The sequence below is a fragment of the Achromobacter ruhlandii genome (assembly GCF_902859695.1).
In the GTDB taxonomy this organism is placed as follows: domain Bacteria; phylum Pseudomonadota; class Gammaproteobacteria; order Burkholderiales; family Burkholderiaceae_B; genus Achromobacter; species Achromobacter ruhlandii.
In genome coordinates, this window is sequence record NZ_CADIJL010000012.1 from 70,212 (window position 1) to 89,891 (window position 19,680).

A 19,680-nucleotide genomic window follows, 5' to 3' on the forward strand; every position below is an offset into this window, starting at 1 on the left:
CCGATGCGCCTGTGTGTCACGGCCCAGCCACTACAATAGGACTCTCGTTCATACAGGACTGCAATCCCATGCGCACAGACACGCCCGTTACCGTATACCGCAAGGATTACCAGCCCTACCCCTACGACATTCCGCAAGTCTCCCTGGCCTTCGACCTGGCGCCCGACAGCACCGAGGTGCGCTGCATCATGCAGGTGCGGCGCAAGGCCGATGCCAGCGCCGACGCCGCCCTGGTGCTGGACGGCGAAGAGCTGGAACTCGTCTCGGTAGGCGTGGACGGCCAGGCCCTGCCGGCCGACCGCTACCACCTGTCCGAACACAGCCTGGCGCTGTACGGCCTGCCCGCCGAAGCCACCGTGGAGATCGTCAGCCGTTGCAAGCCCTCGGCCAACTCAACGCTGATGGGCCTGTACGTCTCGGGCGGCAATTTCTTCACCCAATGCGAGGCGGAGGGATTTCGCCGCATCACCTGGTTCGCCGACAGGCCGGACGTCATGTCGCGCTACCGCGTGACCTTGCGCGCCGCGCCGGCCTATCCGGTGCTGCTGTCCAACGGCAACCTGGTTGCCTCGCGCCAGTTGCCCGACGGCCGCAACGAGGTGGAATGGGAAGACCCGTTCCCCAAGCCCTGCTATCTGTTCGCGCTGGTGGGCGGCAACCTGACGCAGCGCGAAACCAAGGTCAAGACCGCCAGCGGCCGTGACGTGCTGCTGCAGGTCTACAGCGACCCGGGCGCCGAGACCAAGACCGAATGGGCGCTGGACTCCCTGGTGCGCGCGTTGCGTTGGGACGAAACCCGTTTCGGCCTGGAACTCGACCTGGACCGCTTCATGGTGGTGGCCGTCCATGACTTCAATATGGGCGCGATGGAGAACAAGGGCCTGAACATCTTCAATGCCGCCTACGTGCTGGCCGACGCGGATACCGCCACGGACGCCAATTACGAGGGCATCGAATCGGTCATCGGCCACGAGTACTTTCACAACTGGACCGGCAACCGCGTCACCTGCCGCGACTGGTTCCAGTTGAGCCTGAAGGAAGGGCTGACCGTCTTCCGCGACCAGGAATTCAGCGCCGACATGATGGCGCAAGGCATGGACGAAACCGCCGCCGCCAGCGCCCGCGCGGTCAAGCGCATCGACGACGTGGTGACACTGCGCGCGGCGCAATTCCCGGAGGACGCGGGTCCGATGGCCCACCCGATCCGCCCCGACAGTTATCAGGAAATCGGCAACTTCTATACCGCCACGGTGTACGAGAAAGGCGCCGAGGTCATCCGCATGCAGCACACGCTGCTGGGCGAAGCCGGTTTCCGCGCCGGCATGGACGAGTATTTCCGCCGCCACGACGGCCAGGCCGTGACCTGCGACGACTTCGTCGCCGCCATGGAATCGGTCTACACCCGTCAGCACCCGGGCCGCGATCTGTCGGTGTTCCGCAACTGGTACCGCCAGGCCGGCACGCCGCGCGTTAGCGTCCAGTTGACGCACGACGCCGCCGCGCGCCGCTGCACCGTGACGTTGTCGCAGGAATGCCAGCCGGTCGGTGTCGAGAAAAAGGCCCCCGCCGGCTTCGTCAAGGCGCCCTACCATATCCCCTTCGCCATCGGCCTGCTGGACCGCAATGGCCGCGCCCTGCCCTTGCGCCATGACGGCGCGGTCAAGGACACCGCGCTGCTGGAACTGACCACGCAGAGCCAGCAATGGCATTTCGACGACATCGACGAAATGCCGGTGCCGTCGCTGCTGCGCGACTTTTCCGCGCCGGTGATCGTCGATTACGACTGGACCGACGAGGAGTTGGCGCTGCTGTCGGCCCACGACGGCAACCCGTTCGCGCGCTGGGAAGCCGGCCAGGAACTGGCCACCCGCCAGATCCTGGCGCTGGCCGAGGCGCGCCAGGCCGGCCGCACGCTGCACGCCGACCCGGCCTTCATCGCCGCCTGGCGCGCGCTGTTGACCGACCCGGCGCTGGATGCCGCTTACCGCGCCCGCGCCCTGGCGCTGCCCTCGGAAAAGACCCTGGCCGAACGCATGCAGGCCGTCGATCCGCCGGCGCTGGCGGTGGCGCGCGATTTCCTGCGCGCCGAGCTGGGCCGGCAGTTGGCGGCCGAATTCCGCCAGGCCTTCGACGACAACCAGACGCCGGGCGAATACAGCCCCGCGCCCGTGCCGGCCGGCAAGCGGGCCATGAAGAACCTGGCGCTCAGCCACCTGATGGCGGCCGGCGAGCACGAGGCGCAGCGCCTGGCCGAACAGCAATACGAACACGCCGGCAACATGACCGACAGCATGGCGGCATTGTCGGCCCTGATCAACTACGGCCAGGGCGACTTCCCGCAACGGGCGCTGGCGGCGTTCTACGACAAATGGCATGACAACGCGCTGGTGGTGGACAAGTGGTTCGCGCTGCAGGCGGCGGCGCGCTACACCACGGTGCAGACCGCGCGCGAACTGATGACGCACCCGGCGTTCACGCTGCGCAACCCGAACCGGGCGCGCGCGCTGATTTTCCAGTTCTGCCTGAACAATGCCCGCGGCATGCACCACCCGGATGGCTCGGGCTACGCCTTCTGGGCCGACCAGGTGCTGGCGCTGGACGCCCTCAACCCGGAAATCGCCGCCCGCCTGGCGCGCGCGCTGGACAACTGGTCGCGCTACGTGCCGGCCCTGCGCGGCCCCATGCAGGAAGCGCTGCAGCGGGTGCGCGCCCACGAAGGGCTGTCGCGCAACGTGCAGGAAATCGTATCCAAGGCTTTAGAATTCGCAGCATAGGGAGAACCTCTTGAAACGTAAAACACTTACCCAATACCTGGTGGAGCAGCAACGCTCCGCGCAGGCCCTGGCCCCCGAAGTGCGGCTGCTCATCGAAGTGGTGGCGCGCGCCTGCAAGGCGATCAGCCACGCGGTCAGCAAGGGCGCGCTCGGCGGCGTCCTGGGCAGTCTCGAAAGCGAGAACGTGCAGGGCGAAGTGCAGAAGAAGCTGGACGTGCTGTCCAACGAGATCCTGCTCGAAGCCAACGAATGGGGCGGCCACCTGGCGGCCATGGCCTCGGAAGAGATGGAGACCATCCACCTGATTCCGAACCGTTACCCCAAGGGCGAATACCTGCTGCTGTTCGATCCGCTGGACGGCTCCTCGAACATCGACGTGAACGTGTCGATCGGCACCATCTTTTCGGTGCTGCACGCCCCGCACAACGTGTCGGGCGCGCCGGTCTGTGAGGCCGACTTCCTGCAGCCGGGCAACAAGCAGGTGGTGGCCGGCTATGCCGTCTACGGCCCGCAGACCATGCTGGTGCTGACCATCGGCAACGGCGTGGTCGGTTTCACGCTGGACCGCGAGATGGGTTCCTGGGTGCTGACCCACGAGAACATCCGCGTGCCCGAAGACACCAAGGAATTCGCCATCAACATGTCGAACATGCGCCACTGGGCCGCCCCGGTCAAGCGCTACATCGACGACTGCCTGGCCGGTTCCACCGGCCCCCTGGGCAAGGACTACAACATGCGCTGGATCGCCTCGATGGTGGCCGATGTGCATCGCATCCTGACCCGCGGCGGCATCTTCATGTACCCCTGGGATGCGCGCGAGCCGGGCAAGGCCGGCAAGCTGCGCCTGATGTACGAAGCCAACCCCATGAGCTTCCTCATCGAACAGGCCGGCGGCGCGGCAATCAACGGCACGCAGCGCATCCTCGACATCCAGCCGGACAAGCTGCACCAGCGCGTCAGCGTGATCCTGGGCTCGAAGAACGAAGTCGAACGCGTGGGCCGCTACCACGCCGAGGACGCGGGCAAGTAAGCCCGGTGTTCGCCCAACAAAAAGCCCCGGCCTGAGCCGGGGCTTTTTTTCGTCGGGATCCGGCGAAGGGCTTACTTGACCTCTTCGATGGACTTCACATCGTCCTTGTTGATCTGGACCTTCTTGCCGTCCTTGTCGTACTCGTACATGCCGGACTTCTTGTCATAGGTCGGCGTGTCGGGCGTCACGGTCGAGGTCCCGTCCCGTTGCTGAATAACCGAGGGCGACGAGCATCCGGCCAGCACCCCTACTCCGGTCACCACCAGGGCCAACGTCATGGTCTTCAGGTTCATGGGCGTGTTCTCCGAGTGTGAATGGTGGATTCACTGTATCGGATGCGCGCCGAAAAAAAGTGACGGCATGTGGCCAAAATGCGTATGAAAGTAAAAAACCCCTCGCGGCTCACACCGCGAGAGGTTGCAACCCCATACAACCGCAAGCTGCCTTTACACCTTGGCGTGGGCCTCGATGTAGCGGCGCACGGCGGCGGCATCGCAGTCCATGACTTCAACGCGCTGCGGCAAGGATTCCAGGTTGGCCAGATTGCCCGGCGGCGTGGCCGGACGGCCCAGCGCGGCCTCGATGGTTTCCGAGAACTTGGCCGGCAAGGCGGTTTCCAGCACCAGCATCGGCACGCCGGGCTCGACGTGCTCGCGCGCGACCTTGACGCCGTCGGCGGTGTGCGGATCGACCAGCACGCCGGTCTCGTCGTAAAGCGAACGGATCGTGGCCAGGCGGTCTTCGTGCGAGCTGGCGCCCGAGACGAAGCCGTACTGTGCCTCGAATTGCGGCTTGAGCGCCGACAGGTCGAAGAAACCGTCGCGCGCCATGTCGGCCCACAGCGCCTTGACGCGGTCGGCATCGCGGCCGACCAGGTCGAACACGAAGCGCTCGAAGTTCGAGGCGCGCGAAATGTCCATCGACGGGCTGGAGGTGGCGTAGGTCTGCTCGGCCGGGCGTGGGCGATAGATGCCGGTGCGGAAGAATTCTTCCAGCACGTTGTTCTCGTTGGTGGCCAGCACCAGGCGGCGTACCGGCAGGCCCATGCCGCGGGCGATGTGGCCCGACAGGATGTTGCCGAAGTTGCCCGAGGGCACCGTGAACGAGACCTGCTGGCCCGGCTTGTCGGTGGCGCGCAGCCAGCCGTGAAAGTAGTACACCACCTGGGCGGCGATGCGCGCCCAGTTGATCGAGTTGACCGCGCCCAGGCGGTACTTGGCCTTGAAGGCCAGGTCGCCGGCCAGCGCCTTGACGATGTCCTGCGCTTCGTCGAACACGCCGCGCACGGCGATGTTGTGGATGTTCTCGTCCTGCAGCGAGTACATCTGGGCGCGCTGGAACGCGCTCATGCGGCCGTGCGGCGACAGCATGAATACGGCCACGCCGCGTTTGCCGCGCAGCGCGTATTCGGCCGCCGAACCGGTGTCGCCCGAGGTGGCGCCGACGATGTTGAGCGTGGTGCCGCGTTGGGTCAGCACGTACTCGAACACCTGGCCCAGGAACTGCATGGCCATGTCCTTGAAGGCCAGCGTCGGGCCTTCGGACAGCCCCAGCAGCGACAGGCCGTCGTTCAGCGGACGTAGCGGGACGATGTCTTCGCTGTTGAAGATCTGCGAGGTGTAGGCGGCGCGGGTCAGGCGGCGCAGGTCCTCGGCCGGGATGTCGGTGGCAAAGCGCGACAGCACTTCGAACGCCAGGTCGGCGTACGGCAGGCCACGCCACGATTCCAGCGTCTCTGCCGAGATCTGCGGCAGTTGCTCCGGCACGGCCAGGCCGCCATCCGGCGCCAGCCCTTCGAGCAGGATGTCGGAGAACGGCAGGGGCGCCATGCCCCCCCGCGTAGAAATGTAGTTCATGTCATTGACTCCACAATGCACTGCGTCCCGCCAGGCCAGGCCGCGCGGAGCCGGCTCCGCCGGGCCGCCGCCGGCGCCCCCTTGAGGGGGAAGCGCCGCAGGCGCTTCGGGGGTGGGCCTTCCTCATGCCAAATGCTCCACGCGCAGGCGCGTGACCTTGGACCGCACGAACGGCAAGGCCTCGATGCGCTCGATGGCCTGGTTGACGTTGCCCTCCACCGCTTCGTGCGTCAGGAAGATGATGTCCGCGCCGCCGATGTGCGAGGGCTGCTGGATCATCGAGCCGATCGAGATCGAGCGGTCGGCCAGGAGGCGCGCGATGTCGGCCAGCACGCCCGGCTGGTCGTCCACGCGCAGGCGCAGGTAGTAGGAGGTGCTGACCTGCTCGATCGGCAGGATCGGCGTGTCGGCCATGGCGTCCGGCTGGAACGCCAGATGCGGCACGCGGTTGCCCGGATCGGCGGTATGCAGGCGGGTCACGTCGACCAGGTCGGCCACCACCGCCGAGGCGGTCGGCTCTTCGCCGGCGCCCTGGCCGTAGTACAGCGTCGGGCCGACGGCGTCGCCCTTGACCAGCACCGCGTTCATGGCGCCTTCGACGTTGGCCAACAGGCGCTCGGCCGGCACCAGCGCGGGATGCACGCGCAGCTCGATACCGTCGGCGCGGCGCTTGGTGATGCCCAGCAGCTTGATGCGGTAGCCCAGGCGCTCGGCGTGCTCGATGTCCTCGGCGGCCAGTTGCGAGATGCCTTCGATGTAGGCGCGGTCGAACTGCACCGGCACGCCGAAGGCCAGCGAGGCCAGCAGCGTCAGCTTGTGCGCGGCGTCGACGCCTTCCACGTCGAACGTGGGATCGGCTTCGGCGTAGCCCAGGCGCTGGGCTTCGGCCAGCACGTCGGCGAACGGCAGGCCGCGCGAGCGCATTTCCGACAGGATGAAATTGGTGGTGCCGTTGATGATGCCGGCGACCCACTGGATGCGGTTGGCGGTCAGGCCTTCGCGGATGGCCTTGATGATGGGGATGCCGCCGGCGACGGCGGCTTCGAAGGCCACCATCACGCCGCGCTCGGAGGCCGCGGCGAAGATCTCATTGCCGTGCTTGGCCAGCAGCGCCTTGTTGGCGGTGACCACGTGCTTGCCGTTGGCGATGGCTTCCAGCACCAGCTCGCGCGCCAGCGTATCGCCGCCGATCAGCTCGACCACGATGTCGATCTCGGGATCGCGCACCAGCGCGTGCACGTCGGTATCCACGGGCAGCGTGTCGCCGACGCGGGCGCGCGCCTTGGGCACGTCGCGCACGGCGGCGCGGGTCACTTCAATGCGGCGACCGGCGCGGCGCGCGATCTCTTCCGCATTGCGCGACAGCACCGTCCAGGTGCCGCCGCCGACCACGCCCAGGCCCAGCAGGCCCACTTTCATGGGATTCATCGCGGCGCCCTCGGCGGGCGGGCGTTGAGGGGAATTCATTTCAGTTCTCCAAACACTCACGCAATAACGGCTGCAGTCCACAAACGCGCCCCCCGATCGGGATGCCGCGGATCCGGCTCCGCCGGTCCGCCAGCATGCCCCCCTGGGGGGAAGCGCGCAGCGCTTCGGGGGGGACCTTACCTATAGCCGTCCTTGCGGAACATATCCTTGATGCCGCGCACCGCCTGGCGGGTGCGCTGCTCGTTTTCGATAAGAGCGAAGCGTACGTATTCGTCGCCATACTCGCCGAAGCCGATCCCGGGGGACACGGCCACTTTCGCATCCGACAGGACGCGCTTGGCAAATTCCAAAGAGCCCATTGCCCGGTAGGGTTCGGGGATCTGCGCCCAGATGTACATGGACGCCTTGGGAATTTCCACATTCCAACCTGCTTCGTGCAGACCGCGCGCGAGCACGTCGCGGCGGCTTTGGTACTGCGCCACGATCTCGTTCACGCAGTCCTGCGGGCCGTCCAGGGCGGCGATCGAGGCCACCTGGATCGGCGTGAACGTGCCGTAGTCGTGATAGCTCTTGATGCGCGCCAGCGCGCCGACCAGCTCGCGGTTGCCGACCATGTAGCCGATGCGCCAACCCGCCATGTTGTAGCTCTTGCTCATGGTGAAGAACTCGACCGCGACATCCCGCGCGCCGGGCACCTGCATGATCGAGGGGGCGACATAGCCGTCGAAGGTGATGTCGGCGTAGGCCAGGTCGTGCACCACCAGGATGTCGTGTTCCTTGGCCAGGGCCACCACGCGCTCGAAGAACGACAGGTCGACGCACTGGGCGGTCGGGTTGCTGGGGAAGCCCAGCACCATCATCTTGGGTTTGGGAATCGACTCGCGCACGGCGCGCTCGAGTTCCTCGAAGAAGTCCACGCCCGGCGTCATGCGCACGGAACGGATGTTGGCGCCGGCGATGACCGCGCCATAGATGTGGATCGGGTAGCTGGGGTTGGGCACCAGCACGGTGTCGCCGCGGTCCAGGGTGGCCAGCATCAGGTGCGCCAGGCCTTCCTTGGAGCCGATGGTGACGATGGCTTCGGAATCGGGGTCGAGTTCGACCGCGTAGCGGCGCTGGTACCAGTCACAGATGGCCTTGCGCAGGCGCGGGATGCCCTTGGACACCGAGTAGCCGTGGGTGGTCGGGCGGATGGTGGCCTCGACCATCTTGTCGACGATGTGCTTGGGGGTGGCGCCGTCCGGATTGCCCATCGACATGTCGATGATGTCCTCGCCGCGCCGACGGGCTGCCATCTTGAGCTCGCCGGTAATGTTGAAAACGTACGGGGGCAAACGCTCAATGCGAGAGAACTTCCTCATGATGGGAATCCTTAGGGGGCGAAGGGGCAAAAATCCAGGGCGCGAGGGCGCGAAGGGGAAACGGGCTCAAAGGCCGCGCCAGCAAAGGTTTGCGGCGCAGCAAAACCCTGTAATCTAGCGCAAGGACGCCTGGGCGGCAAATGGAACAAAAATAGGGCCTGTTTGAGGGCAAAATTGGTGGCAAAAATGCCCGTCCGGCCGCCGGGCCGCCCCCAAGGGCGGGCAGCCCCCGCGGGGCAGAGTGCGCAGCGAGCAAGGCGTGGGGGTATTCCCTTTGCAACATGCCGCCATCCTGATGCGCTATTATCGGAGCCATAAAGCCGGAGTATTTATTGAAGCTGCATACCGATCCTGCGACGGCCGCCCTGAACACCGTCACCGCCTACGGTGACGGTTATATCGAGGTCAACCAGGTACGTTTTTCCTCCTCGGTCGCTTTTGGCCCCGAAGGCGAAGTTGCCCCTTGGCCCGTTCAGTCGCCGGCCGACATCACCCCCACCCTCTTGCGTCAGGCGGCCGGATTGTCCGAACCCGTCCGCGACCCCTTGGCGTTCCTGGACGAACCCGAAGCCACCCCCAGCCGCCCGGCCAATGCGCCGGAAGTGCTGCTGGTCGGCACGGGCGGCCGCCAGCAGTTCCTGCGCCCCGAAGTGCTGCGTCCCCTGTTGGCCGCGGGCATCGGCGTGGAAATCATGGACACCCACGCCGCCTCGCGCACCTACAACATCCTGATGGCGGAGGGCCGGCGCGTGGTCGTCGCCCTCATCCCCCCGAACGGAGAACCCCAGACATGATGATGCCCATCATCGGCAAGCCCGCCCCGCTGTTCACCGCTGAAAGCACCATCGGGCCGATCAGCCTGGAGCAGTGCCAGGGTCGCGCCGTGATCCTGTATTTCTATCCCAAGGACAACACCCCTGGCTGCACGACCGAGAGCCAGGATTTCCGCGACCTGCACGCCGACTTCCTGTCGGCCAGCGCCGTGGTGGTCGGAATCTCGCGCGATTCGCTGAAGTCGCACGAGAACTTCAAGGCCAAGTACGAGCTTCCTTTCCCTCTCATCTCCGACGCCGACGAAACCGTGTGCAATCTGTACGGCGTCATCAAGCAGAAGAACATGTACGGCAAGCAGGTGCGCGGCATCGAGCGCAGCACCTTTCTGATCGACGCTTATGGCGTGCTGGTGCAGGAGTGGCGCGGGGTGAAGGTCCCGGGCCACGCCAAGGAAGTCCTGCAGGCCGCCAAGAGCATCGGTTAGCCGTGCACAGGAATACCCGTCAGGTGCCATAGCCGGCCCATACTGGAGAGTGACGCATATGCCGCTTCCGAAGTTGCCCACCCGCCCCGCAGCCATCCTGACCTTCCCCTCGGGCGATAACGCCCGGGCGCAGGCCCGCAGCACCAAGACCGCCGCTGCGCGGTCGAACACCCAGGCCGTCCTGGCCGAAGACGACGAGGACGAGCTGCTGGTCCAGCCCGAACTCGACGGCATGGCCCATCCCGCCCGCAAGGCCCAGATTCCGGCCCGCCAGGTGCCGCCGCCGGCCCCCGCCGCGCCGGCCCCGGCGCCGCGCGCCCAGGCGCGCCAGGCCAAGCCCGCCGCGACTCCGGCCAAGCGCGCCAAGCCGCGCGCCCAGAACGAGCCGCGCAAGCTGTTCGTGCTGGACACCAACGTGCTGCTGCACGACCCCAGCTCGCTGTTCCGCTTCGAAGAGCACGACATCTTCCTGCCGATGATGACGCTCGAAGAACTGGACCACCAGAAAAAGGGCATGTCCGAAGTGGCGCGCAACGCCCGCCAGGTCAGCCGTTCGCTCGACGCCCTGGTGCAGGACGCGACCCAGCTGGACGAAGGCCTGGAACTGGCCAAGCTGGGCAACAAGGACGCCACCGGGCGCCTGATGTTCCAGACCACCGCCATCCACAGCACCCTGCCCTCGGACCTGCCCATGGGCAAGGCCGACAATCAGATCCTGGGCGTGGTGCGGGCGCTGCAGGAAAAATACCCGCAGCGCGAAGTCGTGCTGGTGTCCAAGGACATCAACATGCGCTTGAAGGCGCGCGCGCTGGGCATGGCCGCGGAAGACTACTTCAACGACCACGTCCTGGAAGACTCGGACCTGATGTACTCGGGCGTGATGCAGCTGCCCGAGGATTTCTGGAACAAGCACGGCAAGGACGTCGAATCCTGGCAACAGGGCGGCACCACCTTCTACCGCATCCACGGCCCGCTGTGTTCGCAGTTCGTGGTCAACCAGTTCGTCTACTTCGAAGGCCAGATGCCGCTGTACGCCCAGGTGCGCGAGGTCAGCGGCAAGATGGCGGTGCTGGCGACGCTGCGCGACTACACCCACGGCAAGAACAACGTCTGGGGCATCACCGCGCGCAACCGCGAGCAGAACTTCGCCATGAACCTGCTGATGAACCCGGAATGCGACTTCGTGTCGCTGCTGGGCCAGGCGGGCACGGGCAAGACGCTGCTGGCGCTGGCGGCCGGCATCACCCAGGTGCTGGAGACCAAGCGCTACACCGAGATCATCATGACCCGCGTCACGGTGCCTGTCGGTGAAGACATCGGCTTCCTGCCCGGCACCGAGGAAGAGAAGATGCTGCCCTGGATGGGGGCGCTGGAAGACAACCTCGACGTGCTGAACATGGGCGAAGGCGAAGGCAACGGCGACTGGGGGCGCGCCGCCACCATGGACCTGATCCGGTCGCGCATCAAGGTCAAGTCGCTGAACTTCATGCGCGGGCGCACCTTCCTGAACAAGTACCTGATCATCGACGAGGCCCAGAACCTGACGCCCAAGCAGATGAAGACGCTGGTGACGCGCGCCGGCCCCGGCACCAAGGTGATCTGCCTGGGCAACATCGCCCAGATCGACACGCCTTACCTGACCGAAGGCAGTTCGGGCCTGACGTTCGTGGTCGACCGCTTCAAGGGCTGGCCGCACTCGGGCCACGTAACCTTGCAGCGCGGCGAGCGCTCGCGCCTGGCGGACTACGCCGGGGACGTGCTGTGAGCCGCCACGCGGCGTGGGCTAGCTGCCCGCCGAGGGGACTGTTTCCCCTTGGAGCGGCTGGCAGGGAATCCCCGTAACGCCGCGCCCGGCCAAAGAAAAAGCCCCTTGAGCGATCAAGGGGCTTTTTTTTCCACACGGCCGGACGATTATTTGTCGGCGGCGTTGGTGATGGCGTTGCCGGCCCGCGACATGTCCTTGCCCATGCCCGCCACGGTATTGCAACCGGCGAGTACGAAGCCGAACACGACGAAGGCGGTCAGCACGATCTTGCTGCGCATGCTGGCGCTCCTGAAGTGAAGAAACGGTTCCGGGGCGTACTTTAAACGATCTGGACGCGAAGTTCGCCCAGGCCATCCACGCCGCCGGTGATGACATCGCCCTGCACCACGGCGCCCACGCCCTCGGGCGTGCCGGTGAAGATGATGTCGCCCGGCTGCAGCTCGAACAGGCCCGACAGGTAGGCAATGCTTTCGGGGATGTTCCAGATCATCTGGGAGATATCGCTGGCCTGCTTGCGCTGGCCGTTGACGTCGAGCCAGATGGCGCCCTTGTCGAGCGTGCCGACCACGCTGCGCGGGTGGATCGGCCCCAGGGGCGCGGACAGGTCGAACGCCTTGCCCACTTCCCAGGGACGGCCCTGCTTCTTCATTTCGCCCTGCAGGTCGCGGCGGGTCATGTCCAGGCCCAGGGCGTAGCCCCAGACGCAATCGTTGGCCTGATCCACCGGAATGTCCCGACCGCCCTTGCCCAGCACCACCACCAGTTCCATTTCGTAGTGCAGGTTGGAGGTCTTGGGCGGATACGGCATCTTGCCGGTCTCGCCATCGGCCACGCTCAGCACGGCGTCGGCGGGCTTGCAGAAGAAGAACGGATCTTCACGGCCGGTGAAGCCCATTTCCTTGGCGTGCTCGGCGTAGTTGCGGCCGACGCAATAGACGCGGCGCACCGGGAACAGCGCGGCGCTGCCAGCAACGGGAACCGCGGTCAGCGGCTGGGGAGGCAATACGTAGTCCATGATCTATCAACCTATGACGGGTGGAACGGTCCGATGGCAAAAAATCATCCGCGAGTGTATCCCTTTCCGGGAACGCGAATATTCAGGGAATTGTAGGGATTTCCCCGTCAAACACCACCAGGCGCGTGATGAAGTCGGCCATGTAGGCTTTCATTTCCTGATGCGCGGGCGACACCTGATAGCGGTCGTGGGCGGCGACGTCGGCGAAGCCGGCCACCACCGCATGGGACAGGCCATCCGAGCGGCTGGCCTCGTTGGGCCGGAAGGCATAGGCGGCCACCCCGTCGCATTCGGCCATGATGCGGGCACAGTATCCCTGCACCCGTTCATGGAAGCGCGCGTCGGCGGCGCCGGAAAGCTGCAGCATCACGACATGCAGGAACATCACGACTCCTTTTTCGAACGGGCGACGGCCAGCCAGGCGCGCGACACCAGCCCCATGATGCCGTCGCGGAACAACAGGACGCACAGGATGAAGATAGCCCCCTGCACGATCAGCACCCAGGACCCCAGCGGCGCCAGGTAATTCTGCAGCGACACGAAAGTGAACGCGCCGGCCAGCGGACCGAACACCGTGCCAATGCCGCCCAGCAGCGCCATCAGCACCACTTCGCCGTTGGCGTGCCAGTGCACGTCGGTCAGCGAGGCCACGCCGAACACCAGCACCTTGAGCCCGCCGGCCAATCCCGCCACCGAGGCCGACAACGTAAACGCCAGCAGCTTGTAGCGCGACGTCGAATAGCCCAGCGAGCGGGCCCGTTGCTCGTTGTCGCGCACGGAACGGATCACCTCGCCGAACGGCGAATTGAGCACCCGCAGCACGAAGGCGTAACCCAGGGCGAACACCGCCAGCGTGAAGTAGTACATCGGCATCACGCTGTCCAGGTCGAACAGACCGAACAGCTTGCCGCGCGGCACGCTCTGCAGGCCGTCCTCGCCGCCGGTGAAACCCGCCTGCACCGCGATGAAGTACACCAGCTGCGACAGCGCCAGCGTGATCATGGCGAAGTAGATACCCTGGCGCCGGATCGCGATGGCGCCGAACGCCAGCCCGAGCAGGCCGCCGGTCAGCACCCCGGCCAGCAGGCCCAGTTCGGGCGTGGCGCCCAGCAGCTTCATGACAATGCCGGTGGCATAGGCCGCCGCGCCGAAGAAGGCGGCGTGGCCGAACGACAACAGGCCGACATAGCCCACCAGCAGGTTGAAGGCCGCGGCGAACAGCGCGAAACACAGCACCTTCATCAGGAACGTGGGATAGACAAACCAGGGCGCGGCCAGCGCCACCAGCGCCAGGGCCGCCATGCTCCAGCGCATGGCGCGACGACCCAGCTGCACCGGTTCGCGCGTGGCTTCGGCCGCCAGCACGTTCTGCACCTGCAGCGGCTTGCCGAACAGGCCGGCAGGCTTGCACAGCAGCACCAGCACCATGATGAGGAAGATCGCCAGGTTGGCGGCTTCCGGATAGAACACCTTGGTCAGCCCCTCGATGATGCCCAGCCCGAAGCCGCTGACGATGGCGCCCATGATGGAACCCATGCCGCCTATCACCACCACCGCGAACACCACCACCACCAGGTTCGAGCCCATCATCGGGCTGACCTGGTAGATGGGCGCGGCGATCACGCCGGCCACCGACGCCAGCGCCACGCCGAGCGCGTAGGTCAGCGTGATCAACAGCGGCACGTTGATGCCGAACGAGCGCACGATGGTCGGGTTCTCGGTGGCCGCGCGCAGCATGGCGCCGACGCGGGTCTTCTCGATCAGCACCCACACCGCCAGACACAGCACCAGCGACACCGCCACCGCCCAGCCGCGGTACCACGGCAGGAACATGAAGCCCAGGTTGACCCCGCCCGTCAGCGCCTTGGGGATGGTGTACGGCAACCCCGACACGCCGTAGGCCTGGCGCAGCCCGCCTTCAATCAGCAGCGCCAGCCCGAAGGTCAGCAGCAAGCCGTACAGATGGTCCATGCGGTAGGTGCGCGAGATCAGCACGCGCTCGATCACGATGGCGAACGCCGCCATGATGAGCGGCACCAGCACCAGCGCGGCCCAGTAGTTCACGCCCAGGTAATTGAGCAGCATCCAGGCCAGGAACGCGCCCGCCGTGTACTGCGCGCCATGGGCGAAGTTGATGATGTTCAACAGGCCGAAGATCACCGCCAGCCCGATCGAGAGCAAGGCGTAGAACGAACCGTTGATCAGGCCGAGCAGGAGCTGGCCGAACAGTGCCGTGGACGGCACGCCAAAAATTTCGAACACAGGATTCTCCCCCTCAGACGCCCAGGCGGCGCGCGATCCGCTCGGGATCATTGCGCGCCTCTAGCGCCGACAATTGGTCGACCACGCGGCCGTGCTCCATCACGTAGTGGCGGTCGGCCACCTTGGTGGCGAAGCGGAAATTCTGCTCCACCAGCACGATGGTGAAACCGCGCTCCTTGAGCGTGCGGATGGCCTGCCCGATCTGCTGCACGATCACCGGCGCCAGCCCCTCGGTGGGCTCGTCCAGCAGGATCAGCTGGGCGCCGGTGCGCAGGATGCGGGCGATCGCCAGCATCTGCTGCTCGCCGCCCGACAGGTTGCCGCCGGAGCTGGCGCTGCGTTCGCGCAGGTTGGGAAACAGGGTGTAGATCTCGTCCAGCGACATGCCGCCATCGGCCAGGCGCGGCGGCAGCAGCAGGTTCTCGGTCACATCCAGGCTGCGGAACACCGCCCGTTCCTCCGGGCAATACACCACGCCCAGCCGCGGGATGCGGTGCGGCGCCATGCCCACGGTTTCCTGGCCATTCAACAGGATCGAGCCGCGGCGCTTGTCCAGGATGCCCATGACGGCGCGCAGCGTGGTGGTCTTGCCCGCGCCGTTGCGGCCCAGGATGGTGACCAGTTCGCCGCGCCGCACTTCAATATCGACGCCATGCAGCACATGCGATTCGCCGTACCAGGCGTTGAGGTCCTTGATCGACAGCATCAGTCGTCTCCCTCGTCGGCGCCCATGTAGGCGGTAATGACGCGCTCGTCGCGCGACACCGTGGCGTAGTCGCCCTGCGCCAGCACCGCGCCGCGCGCCAGCACCGTAATGGAATCGGACAGGTCCGCCACCACCGACAGGTTGTGCTCCACCATCAGGATGCTGCGGTTGGCCGACACGCGCCGGATCAGCGCCGCGATGCGGGCCACGTCTTCCTGGCCGAGGCCGGCCATTGGCTCGTCCAGCAGCATCACTTCGGGCTCCAGGGCCAGCGTCATCGCGATTTCCAGCGCCCGCTTGCGGCCGTAGGGCAACAGGGCCGCCGTGGTGTCGGCCAGGCCCGCCAGACCGACCGCCTCCAGCAGGGCCAGGCCCTGGTCGTTGAGGCGATCGACACTGCGACGGCTGCGCCAGAACCGCATCCCGTCGCCATGCTGGCGCATCAGCGCCACGCGCATGTTCTGCAGCACGGTCAGCCCCAGGAACACCGCCGAAATCTGGAACGAGCGCACGATGCCCAGGCGCGCGATCTGCTCCGGCGCCAGCGCGGTGATGTCGCGGCCGCGATAATGGATTGCGCCCTGGTCGGGCGTCAGGAACTTGGTCAGCAGGTTGAAGCAGGTGGTCTTGCCGGCGCCGTTGGGGCCGATCAAGGCATGGATGGAACCTTCCCGCAGGGCCAGGGACACGCCGTCGACGGCATTGAAGCCGCCGAACCGCTTGACCAGCCCCTGGGCGGACAGAACCGCTTGGGTGCTCATGGCCGTTCTCCTACATGCGGGCCAGCAGGCCGCCGTCGATCGCCAACACGTGGCCGTTGACGAACGAAGCCCCCGGCGAGGCCAGGTACACCACCGCCGGCGCGATGTCCTCGGGCGTGGCCCACCGTCCCACCGGCACCGCCGTCGACAGGAACGACTGGAACTGCGGATTGTCCTGCAGCCCCTGGGTGAAGTCCGTGCGCACGAAGCCCGGCGCCAATGCGTTGCAGGTGATGCCCTGACCGCCATACTCGACCGCCAGCGCGCGGGTGAACGCCGCGATGGCGCCCTTGGCGGTGGCATAAGCGGCGATGTTCGGCATGGTGGCCTGACCCGCGACGGAGGACATCAGCACGATGCGGCCAAAGCCGCGCGCCGCCATCCCCGGCAGCACGGCGCGGGCGCAATGGAAGGCGCCATTCACGTGCACGTTCTGCAGCGCCTGCCATTCGGCGGGCGCCATCTCGACCACCGGTTTGCGGTTCTGGTTGCCGGCATTGCTGACCAGCACGTCGACGGCCACGCCATCGGCATCCAGTCGCGCCACCGCGCGTTCGACGGCGGCGCCGTCGGCCACATCGAACACCGCGCTGCGCGCGGCGATGCCGGCCGCGGCCAGCCGTTCACAGGCGGCATCGCAGGCCGCCTGCGACAGGTCGTTGATCACCACGCCGGCGCCGGCCTGGCCCAGCCCGGCCGCGATGGCGAAGCCCAACCCGCGCGCCCCCCCCGTCACCAGCGCCGTGCGCCCGGCCAGCCCGAAGGTCTGGCCCAGATAGTCCTGATTCACAGCTTGTCTCCTTGTTTTATTGGCGCCGGATCTCTAGCGGCATGCGCGCCGGGATGACTCCCTTGACGCGTGCTCCCCCTGGTCCGGCCCGTGTCGCTCCGTCATCCTTGGTGGAAAACGTGATTGACATAAATCTCAATATACGCGACTATTTTCAAACACTCAATAACAAGATTTTTAGTTTTTCTTCCATAACGAGTTTTGGCTAGGAGACATCATGGCCCTCGAAACCCCTGGCTGCCCTGCGGCCAACGCGCTGCCCCCACTGGCATCGCGCTTCCTGAAAGTGGATGAATTGCCCTGGAAACCCACGCAGGTCGAAGGCATCGACATGAAGGTGCTGATGCAGGACAAGGAGTCCGGCCTGCTGACCGCGCTGTTCCGCTGGCAGCCCGGCACCGAGCTGCCGCTACATGAACATGTCGAGGTCGAGCAGACCTACGTGCTGGAAGGCTCGATCGTCGACGCCGAAGGCGAAGTGCGCGCCGGCGACTACGTCTGGCGCCCGCGCGGCAACCGCCACGTGGCCCGTGCTCCGCATGGCGCGCTGGTGCTGAGCTTCTTCCTGAAACCCAACCTGTTCATCGACGCCTACGCCGGCCAGACGCTGGAATAGGCTCGCCCCGGCAAGACCCCGCGCGACCGCCCGGCACAGGACGGCGCGCCAAGCGACAAGCCCCCGAGGAGACAAAACCATGAAGATCCGTTTCAAGCATTGCCTGGCCGCCTGCGCGCTGGGCGCCGTTTCGCTGTCGGCCCAGGCCCAGGTGTCCGACGACGTCGTCAAGATCGGCGTGCTGGGCGACCAGTCCGGCATGATGGCCGACCTGTCCGGCAAGTTCGGCGTCGAGGCCGTGAAGATGGCCGTCGAGGATTTCGGCGGCAGCGTGCTGGGCAAACCCATCGAGGTGGTGTCCGCCGACCACCAGAACAAGGTGGACATCGGCGTCTCGATCGCGCGCCGCTGGTACGAGAACGACAAGGTCGACCTGATCCTGGACGTGCCCAACTCCGCCATCGCCCTGGCGGTGCAGGACCTGACCCGCCAGATGAAGCGCGTGGTGATCTTCACCAGCGCCGGCTCGGCCGACCTGACCGGCAAGGCCTGCTCGCCCAACGGCATGCACTGGACCTACGACACCTACGCCTACGCCACCGGCGTGGCCAGCGGCGTCATGGAAGATGGCGGCAAGAGCTGGTTCTTCATCACCTCCGACTATGCATTCGGCCACTCGCTCGAACGCGACGCCATGGCGGTGGTCAAGGCCAAGGGCGGACAGGTGGTCGGCAGCGTGCGCCACCCCATCGCCAGCGCCGACTTCTCGTCGTTCCTGCTGCAGGCGCAGGCCTCCAAGGCGCAGGTGATCGGCCTGGCCAACGGCAGCGGCGACACCATCAACAGCATCAAGCAGGCGTTCGAGTTCGGCATCATGGGCAGCAAGCAGCGCGTGGCCGCGCTCTTCATGAGCATCGTCGACGTGCGCAGCGTCGGGCTGGAATACGCGCAGGGCCTGAACCTGGTGGAGCCGTTCTACTGGGACCAGGACGACAAGGCGCGCCAATGGTCCGAGCGCTACTTCAAGCGCACCGGCCGCATGCCATCGATGGTGCAGGCCAGCAACTACAGCGCCACCATGCACTACCTGAACGCGGTCAAGGCCGCCGGCACCGATGCGTCCGAGGCGGTGCTCAAGAAGATGCATGACACCCCCATCAACGACTTCATGACCGAGAACGGCCGCATCCGCGAGGATGGCCGGGTGATGCGCGACCTGTATCTGTTGCAGGTGAAGAAGCCGTCGGAATCCAAGCGCGACTGGGATTACTACAAGCTGGTGCGCAAGATTCCCGCCGAACAGGCGTTCCGTCCGCTGGACCAGGGCGGCTGCGCGCTGGTGAAGCCATGAGCGGCGGCGCGCCCGGCCTGCTGGCAGGCAAGCGCGCCGTGATCACGGGGGGCGCCAACCCCCGTGGCATCGGCGCCGCCATCGTCGCGCAATTCCTGGCGCAAGGCGCCAGCGTCGCGGTGCTGGACCGCGATTACCCCGACCACGCCGACGCCGGCCTCGTCGGCGGCCGCGCCAATCTGCACTGCGACGTGTCGAGCAGCGCCTCCTGCGAGCAGGCCGTGGCGCGGGCGGCGCAGGCGCTGGGCGGCATCGACGTGCTGGTGAACAACGCCGGCATCGTCGCCGCGACCCGCATCTGGGACCTGCCCGAGGACGAGTTCCGCCGCATGATCGACGTCAACCTGACCGGCACCTACAACGTGACGCGCGCCGCCCTGCCCCACTTGCTGGAAAGCGAGCGCCGCCCGGCCATCGTCAACCTGGGCTCGACCGCCGCCCTGCGCGGCGGCGGCCTGCTGGGCGGTTCGCACTATGCCGCGTCCAAGGGCGGCGTCATCAGTTTCACCAAGGCACTGGCGCGCGAACTGGGCCCACGCGGCGTGCGCGCCAACTGCGTGGCGCCGGGCATCATCGAGACCGACATGACGCTCGGCAAATTCGGCGAAAATTGGGAACAAGAACTCAAACAGGGCATTCCGCTGCAACGCTTCGGCTCCCCGGCCGAAGTGGCGCAGGCCATTCTGTTCCTGGCCTCGGACCTGTCCTCCTACTCAACCGGCATCGTGGTCGACGTCAACGGCGGCTTCCACATTCACTAGGCGCAT

The 19,680-nt window shown here is 66.4% G+C and carries 19 protein-coding genes; 8 read left to right on the forward strand and 11 right to left on the reverse strand.

The genetic code is table 11. From position 1 onward, the window contains the following. Nucleotides 1-68 precede the first annotated feature (68 nt). Together pepN and HV742_RS16455 are read left to right on the forward strand one after the other, a co-directional pair. A complete protein-coding gene (gene pepN / locus HV742_RS16450; RefSeq protein ID WP_175145910.1) occupies nucleotides 69-2,774 on the forward strand; it encodes an aminopeptidase N in 2,706 nt (901 codons plus the stop codon). Between the two features lie 10 nt (nucleotides 2,775-2,784). Next, nucleotides 2,785-3,804, forward strand: coding sequence for a class 1 fructose-bisphosphatase (locus tag HV742_RS16455; RefSeq protein WP_054417627.1), 1,020 nt, complete (start codon nucleotides 2,785-2,787; stop codon nucleotides 3,802-3,804). A 71-nt stretch (nucleotides 3,805-3,875) separates the two neighbouring features. On the opposite strand, the gene HV742_RS16460 is transcribed toward HV742_RS16455, so the two are convergent. The 4 genes from HV742_RS16460 to alaC all read right to left on the reverse strand — a co-directional run bounded on the left by HV742_RS16460 (nucleotide 3,876) and on the right by alaC (nucleotide 8,449). Beyond that, a complete protein-coding gene (locus HV742_RS16460) occupies nucleotides 3,876-4,097 on the reverse strand; it encodes a YgdI/YgdR family lipoprotein (RefSeq protein ID WP_006393778.1) in 222 nt (73 codons plus the stop codon). A gap of 153 nt (nucleotides 4,098-4,250) precedes the next feature. After that, entirely contained in the window at nucleotides 4,251-5,660 is a 1,410-nt protein-coding gene (thrC, locus tag HV742_RS16465; RefSeq protein ID WP_059269649.1) for a threonine synthase, read from the reverse strand. A 123-nt stretch (nucleotides 5,661-5,783) separates the two neighbouring features. After that, entirely contained in the window at nucleotides 5,784-7,088 is a 1,305-nt protein-coding gene (locus tag HV742_RS16470; RefSeq protein ID WP_049072494.1) for a homoserine dehydrogenase, read from the reverse strand. A gap of 176 nt (nucleotides 7,089-7,264) precedes the next feature. Continuing rightward, the gene (gene alaC, locus HV742_RS16475; protein WP_059269648.1) at nucleotides 7,265-8,449 is read right to left on the reverse strand and encodes an alanine transaminase; all 1,185 of its coding nucleotides are present in this window, start codon (nucleotides 8,447-8,449) and stop codon (nucleotides 7,265-7,267) included. 332 nt (nucleotides 8,450-8,781) lie between these two features. Here alaC and HV742_RS16480 point away from each other — a divergent pair, with 332 nt between their 5' ends. From HV742_RS16480 to HV742_RS16490, 3 genes are read left to right on the forward strand one after another with little or no spacing between them, the layout of a single operon-like run. Further along, the gene (locus HV742_RS16480; RefSeq protein ID WP_049072493.1) at nucleotides 8,782-9,243 is read left to right on the forward strand and encodes an Mth938-like domain-containing protein; all 462 of its coding nucleotides are present in this window, start codon (nucleotides 8,782-8,784) and stop codon (nucleotides 9,241-9,243) included. Then, on the forward strand, nucleotides 9,243-9,707 hold the full coding sequence (locus tag HV742_RS16485) for a peroxiredoxin (RefSeq protein WP_006388430.1): 465 nt from the start codon (nucleotides 9,243-9,245) through the stop codon (nucleotides 9,705-9,707). Before HV742_RS16480 ends, HV742_RS16485 begins: the two co-directional genes overlap by 1 nt. Nucleotides 9,708-9,765: 58 nt before the next feature. Further along, the gene (locus HV742_RS16490; protein WP_054417624.1) at nucleotides 9,766-11,472 is read left to right on the forward strand and encodes a PhoH family protein; all 1,707 of its coding nucleotides are present in this window, start codon (nucleotides 9,766-9,768) and stop codon (nucleotides 11,470-11,472) included. A gap of 146 nt (nucleotides 11,473-11,618) precedes the next feature. Here HV742_RS16490 and HV742_RS16495 read toward each other — a convergent pair whose 3' ends face one another. From HV742_RS16495 to HV742_RS16525, 7 genes are all read right to left on the reverse strand, one after another. Continuing rightward, entirely contained in the window at nucleotides 11,619-11,750 is a 132-nt protein-coding gene (locus HV742_RS16495; RefSeq protein WP_006388428.1) for an entericidin A/B family lipoprotein, read from the reverse strand. A 41-nt stretch (nucleotides 11,751-11,791) separates the two neighbouring features. Further along, nucleotides 11,792-12,487: a fumarylacetoacetate hydrolase family protein gene (locus HV742_RS16500; RefSeq protein WP_049072492.1), complete on the reverse strand. Its 696-nt coding sequence runs from the start codon at nucleotides 12,485-12,487 to the stop codon at nucleotides 11,792-11,794. Nucleotides 12,488-12,569: 82 nt separating this feature from the next. After that, the gene (locus tag HV742_RS16505) at nucleotides 12,570-12,872 is read right to left on the reverse strand and encodes a Dabb family protein (RefSeq protein WP_175145911.1); all 303 of its coding nucleotides are present in this window, start codon (nucleotides 12,870-12,872) and stop codon (nucleotides 12,570-12,572) included. Further along, nucleotides 12,872-14,749, reverse strand: a complete 1,878-nt coding sequence (locus tag HV742_RS16510; protein WP_049072490.1) for an ABC transporter permease — start codon at nucleotides 14,747-14,749, stop codon at nucleotides 12,872-12,874. The genes HV742_RS16505 and HV742_RS16510 overlap by 1 nt, the downstream gene beginning before the upstream one ends. A 13-nt stretch (nucleotides 14,750-14,762) precedes the next feature. After that, entirely contained in the window at nucleotides 14,763-15,455 is a 693-nt protein-coding gene (locus tag HV742_RS16515; RefSeq protein WP_175145912.1) for an ABC transporter ATP-binding protein, read from the reverse strand. Further along, nucleotides 15,455-16,216: an ABC transporter ATP-binding protein gene (locus HV742_RS16520; RefSeq protein WP_054417623.1), complete on the reverse strand. Its 762-nt coding sequence runs from the start codon at nucleotides 16,214-16,216 to the stop codon at nucleotides 15,455-15,457. The genes HV742_RS16515 and HV742_RS16520 overlap by 1 nt, the downstream gene beginning before the upstream one ends. 10 nt (nucleotides 16,217-16,226) lie before the next feature. Further along, nucleotides 16,227-17,006, reverse strand: a complete 780-nt coding sequence (locus tag HV742_RS16525) for an SDR family NAD(P)-dependent oxidoreductase (RefSeq protein ID WP_049072487.1) — start codon at nucleotides 17,004-17,006, stop codon at nucleotides 16,227-16,229. Between the two features lie 217 nt (nucleotides 17,007-17,223). On the opposite strand from HV742_RS16525, the gene HV742_RS16530 reads away from it, so the two are divergent. The 3 genes from HV742_RS16530 to HV742_RS16540 all read left to right on the forward strand — a co-directional run bounded on the left by HV742_RS16530 (nucleotide 17,224) and on the right by HV742_RS16540 (nucleotide 19,674). Next, nucleotides 17,224-17,622 carry a cupin domain-containing protein gene (locus tag HV742_RS16530; RefSeq protein ID WP_049072486.1) on the forward strand — a complete coding sequence of 133 codons (399 nt, stop codon included), beginning with the start codon at nucleotides 17,224-17,226 and terminating at the stop codon, nucleotides 17,620-17,622. A gap of 79 nt (nucleotides 17,623-17,701) precedes the next feature. Then, the gene (locus tag HV742_RS16535) at nucleotides 17,702-18,913 is read left to right on the forward strand and encodes an ABC transporter substrate-binding protein (protein ID WP_175145913.1); all 1,212 of its coding nucleotides are present in this window, start codon (nucleotides 17,702-17,704) and stop codon (nucleotides 18,911-18,913) included. Next, entirely contained in the window at nucleotides 18,910-19,674 is a 765-nt protein-coding gene (locus HV742_RS16540; RefSeq protein WP_100509293.1) for an SDR family NAD(P)-dependent oxidoreductase, read from the forward strand. Before HV742_RS16535 ends, HV742_RS16540 begins: the two co-directional genes overlap by 4 nt. The last annotated feature ends 6 nt before the right edge of the window (nucleotides 19,675-19,680 follow it).

What these genes read in the sequence shown, in the direction of transcription:
- pepN (WP_175145910.1), top strand. Translation starts at nt 69, where the DNA reads ATGCGCACAGACACGCCCGTTACCGTATACCGCAAGGATTACCAGCCC.
- HV742_RS16460 (WP_006393778.1), bottom strand. Translation starts at nt 4,097, where the DNA reads ATGAACCTGAAGACCATGACGTTGGCCCTGGTGGTGACCGGAGTAGGG.
- thrC (WP_059269649.1), bottom strand. Translation starts at nt 5,660, where the DNA reads ATGAACTACATTTCTACGCGGGGGGGCATGGCGCCCCTGCCGTTCTCC.
- HV742_RS16470 (WP_049072494.1), bottom strand. Translation starts at nt 7,088, where the DNA reads ATGAATCCCATGAAAGTGGGCCTGCTGGGCCTGGGCGTGGTCGGCGGC.
- alaC (WP_059269648.1), bottom strand. Translation starts at nt 8,449, where the DNA reads ATGAGGAAGTTCTCTCGCATTGAGCGTTTGCCCCCGTACGTTTTCAAC.
- HV742_RS16485 (WP_006388430.1), top strand. Translation starts at nt 9,243, where the DNA reads ATGATGCCCATCATCGGCAAGCCCGCCCCGCTGTTCACCGCTGAAAGC.
- HV742_RS16490 (WP_054417624.1), top strand. Translation starts at nt 9,766, where the DNA reads ATGCCGCTTCCGAAGTTGCCCACCCGCCCCGCAGCCATCCTGACCTTC.
- HV742_RS16495 (WP_006388428.1), bottom strand. Translation starts at nt 11,750, where the DNA reads ATGCGCAGCAAGATCGTGCTGACCGCCTTCGTCGTGTTCGGCTTCGTA.
- HV742_RS16500 (WP_049072492.1), bottom strand. Translation starts at nt 12,487, where the DNA reads ATGGACTACGTATTGCCTCCCCAGCCGCTGACCGCGGTTCCCGTTGCT.
- HV742_RS16505 (WP_175145911.1), bottom strand. Translation starts at nt 12,872, where the DNA reads ATGTTCCTGCATGTCGTGATGCTGCAGCTTTCCGGCGCCGCCGACGCG.
- HV742_RS16515 (WP_175145912.1), bottom strand. Translation starts at nt 15,455, where the DNA reads ATGCTGTCGATCAAGGACCTCAACGCCTGGTACGGCGAATCGCATGTG.
- HV742_RS16520 (WP_054417623.1), bottom strand. Translation starts at nt 16,216, where the DNA reads ATGAGCACCCAAGCGGTTCTGTCCGCCCAGGGGCTGGTCAAGCGGTTC.
- HV742_RS16530 (WP_049072486.1), top strand. Translation starts at nt 17,224, where the DNA reads ATGGCCCTCGAAACCCCTGGCTGCCCTGCGGCCAACGCGCTGCCCCCA.
- HV742_RS16535 (WP_175145913.1), top strand. Translation starts at nt 17,702, where the DNA reads ATGAAGATCCGTTTCAAGCATTGCCTGGCCGCCTGCGCGCTGGGCGCC.
- HV742_RS16540 (WP_100509293.1), top strand. Translation starts at nt 18,910, where the DNA reads ATGAGCGGCGGCGCGCCCGGCCTGCTGGCAGGCAAGCGCGCCGTGATC.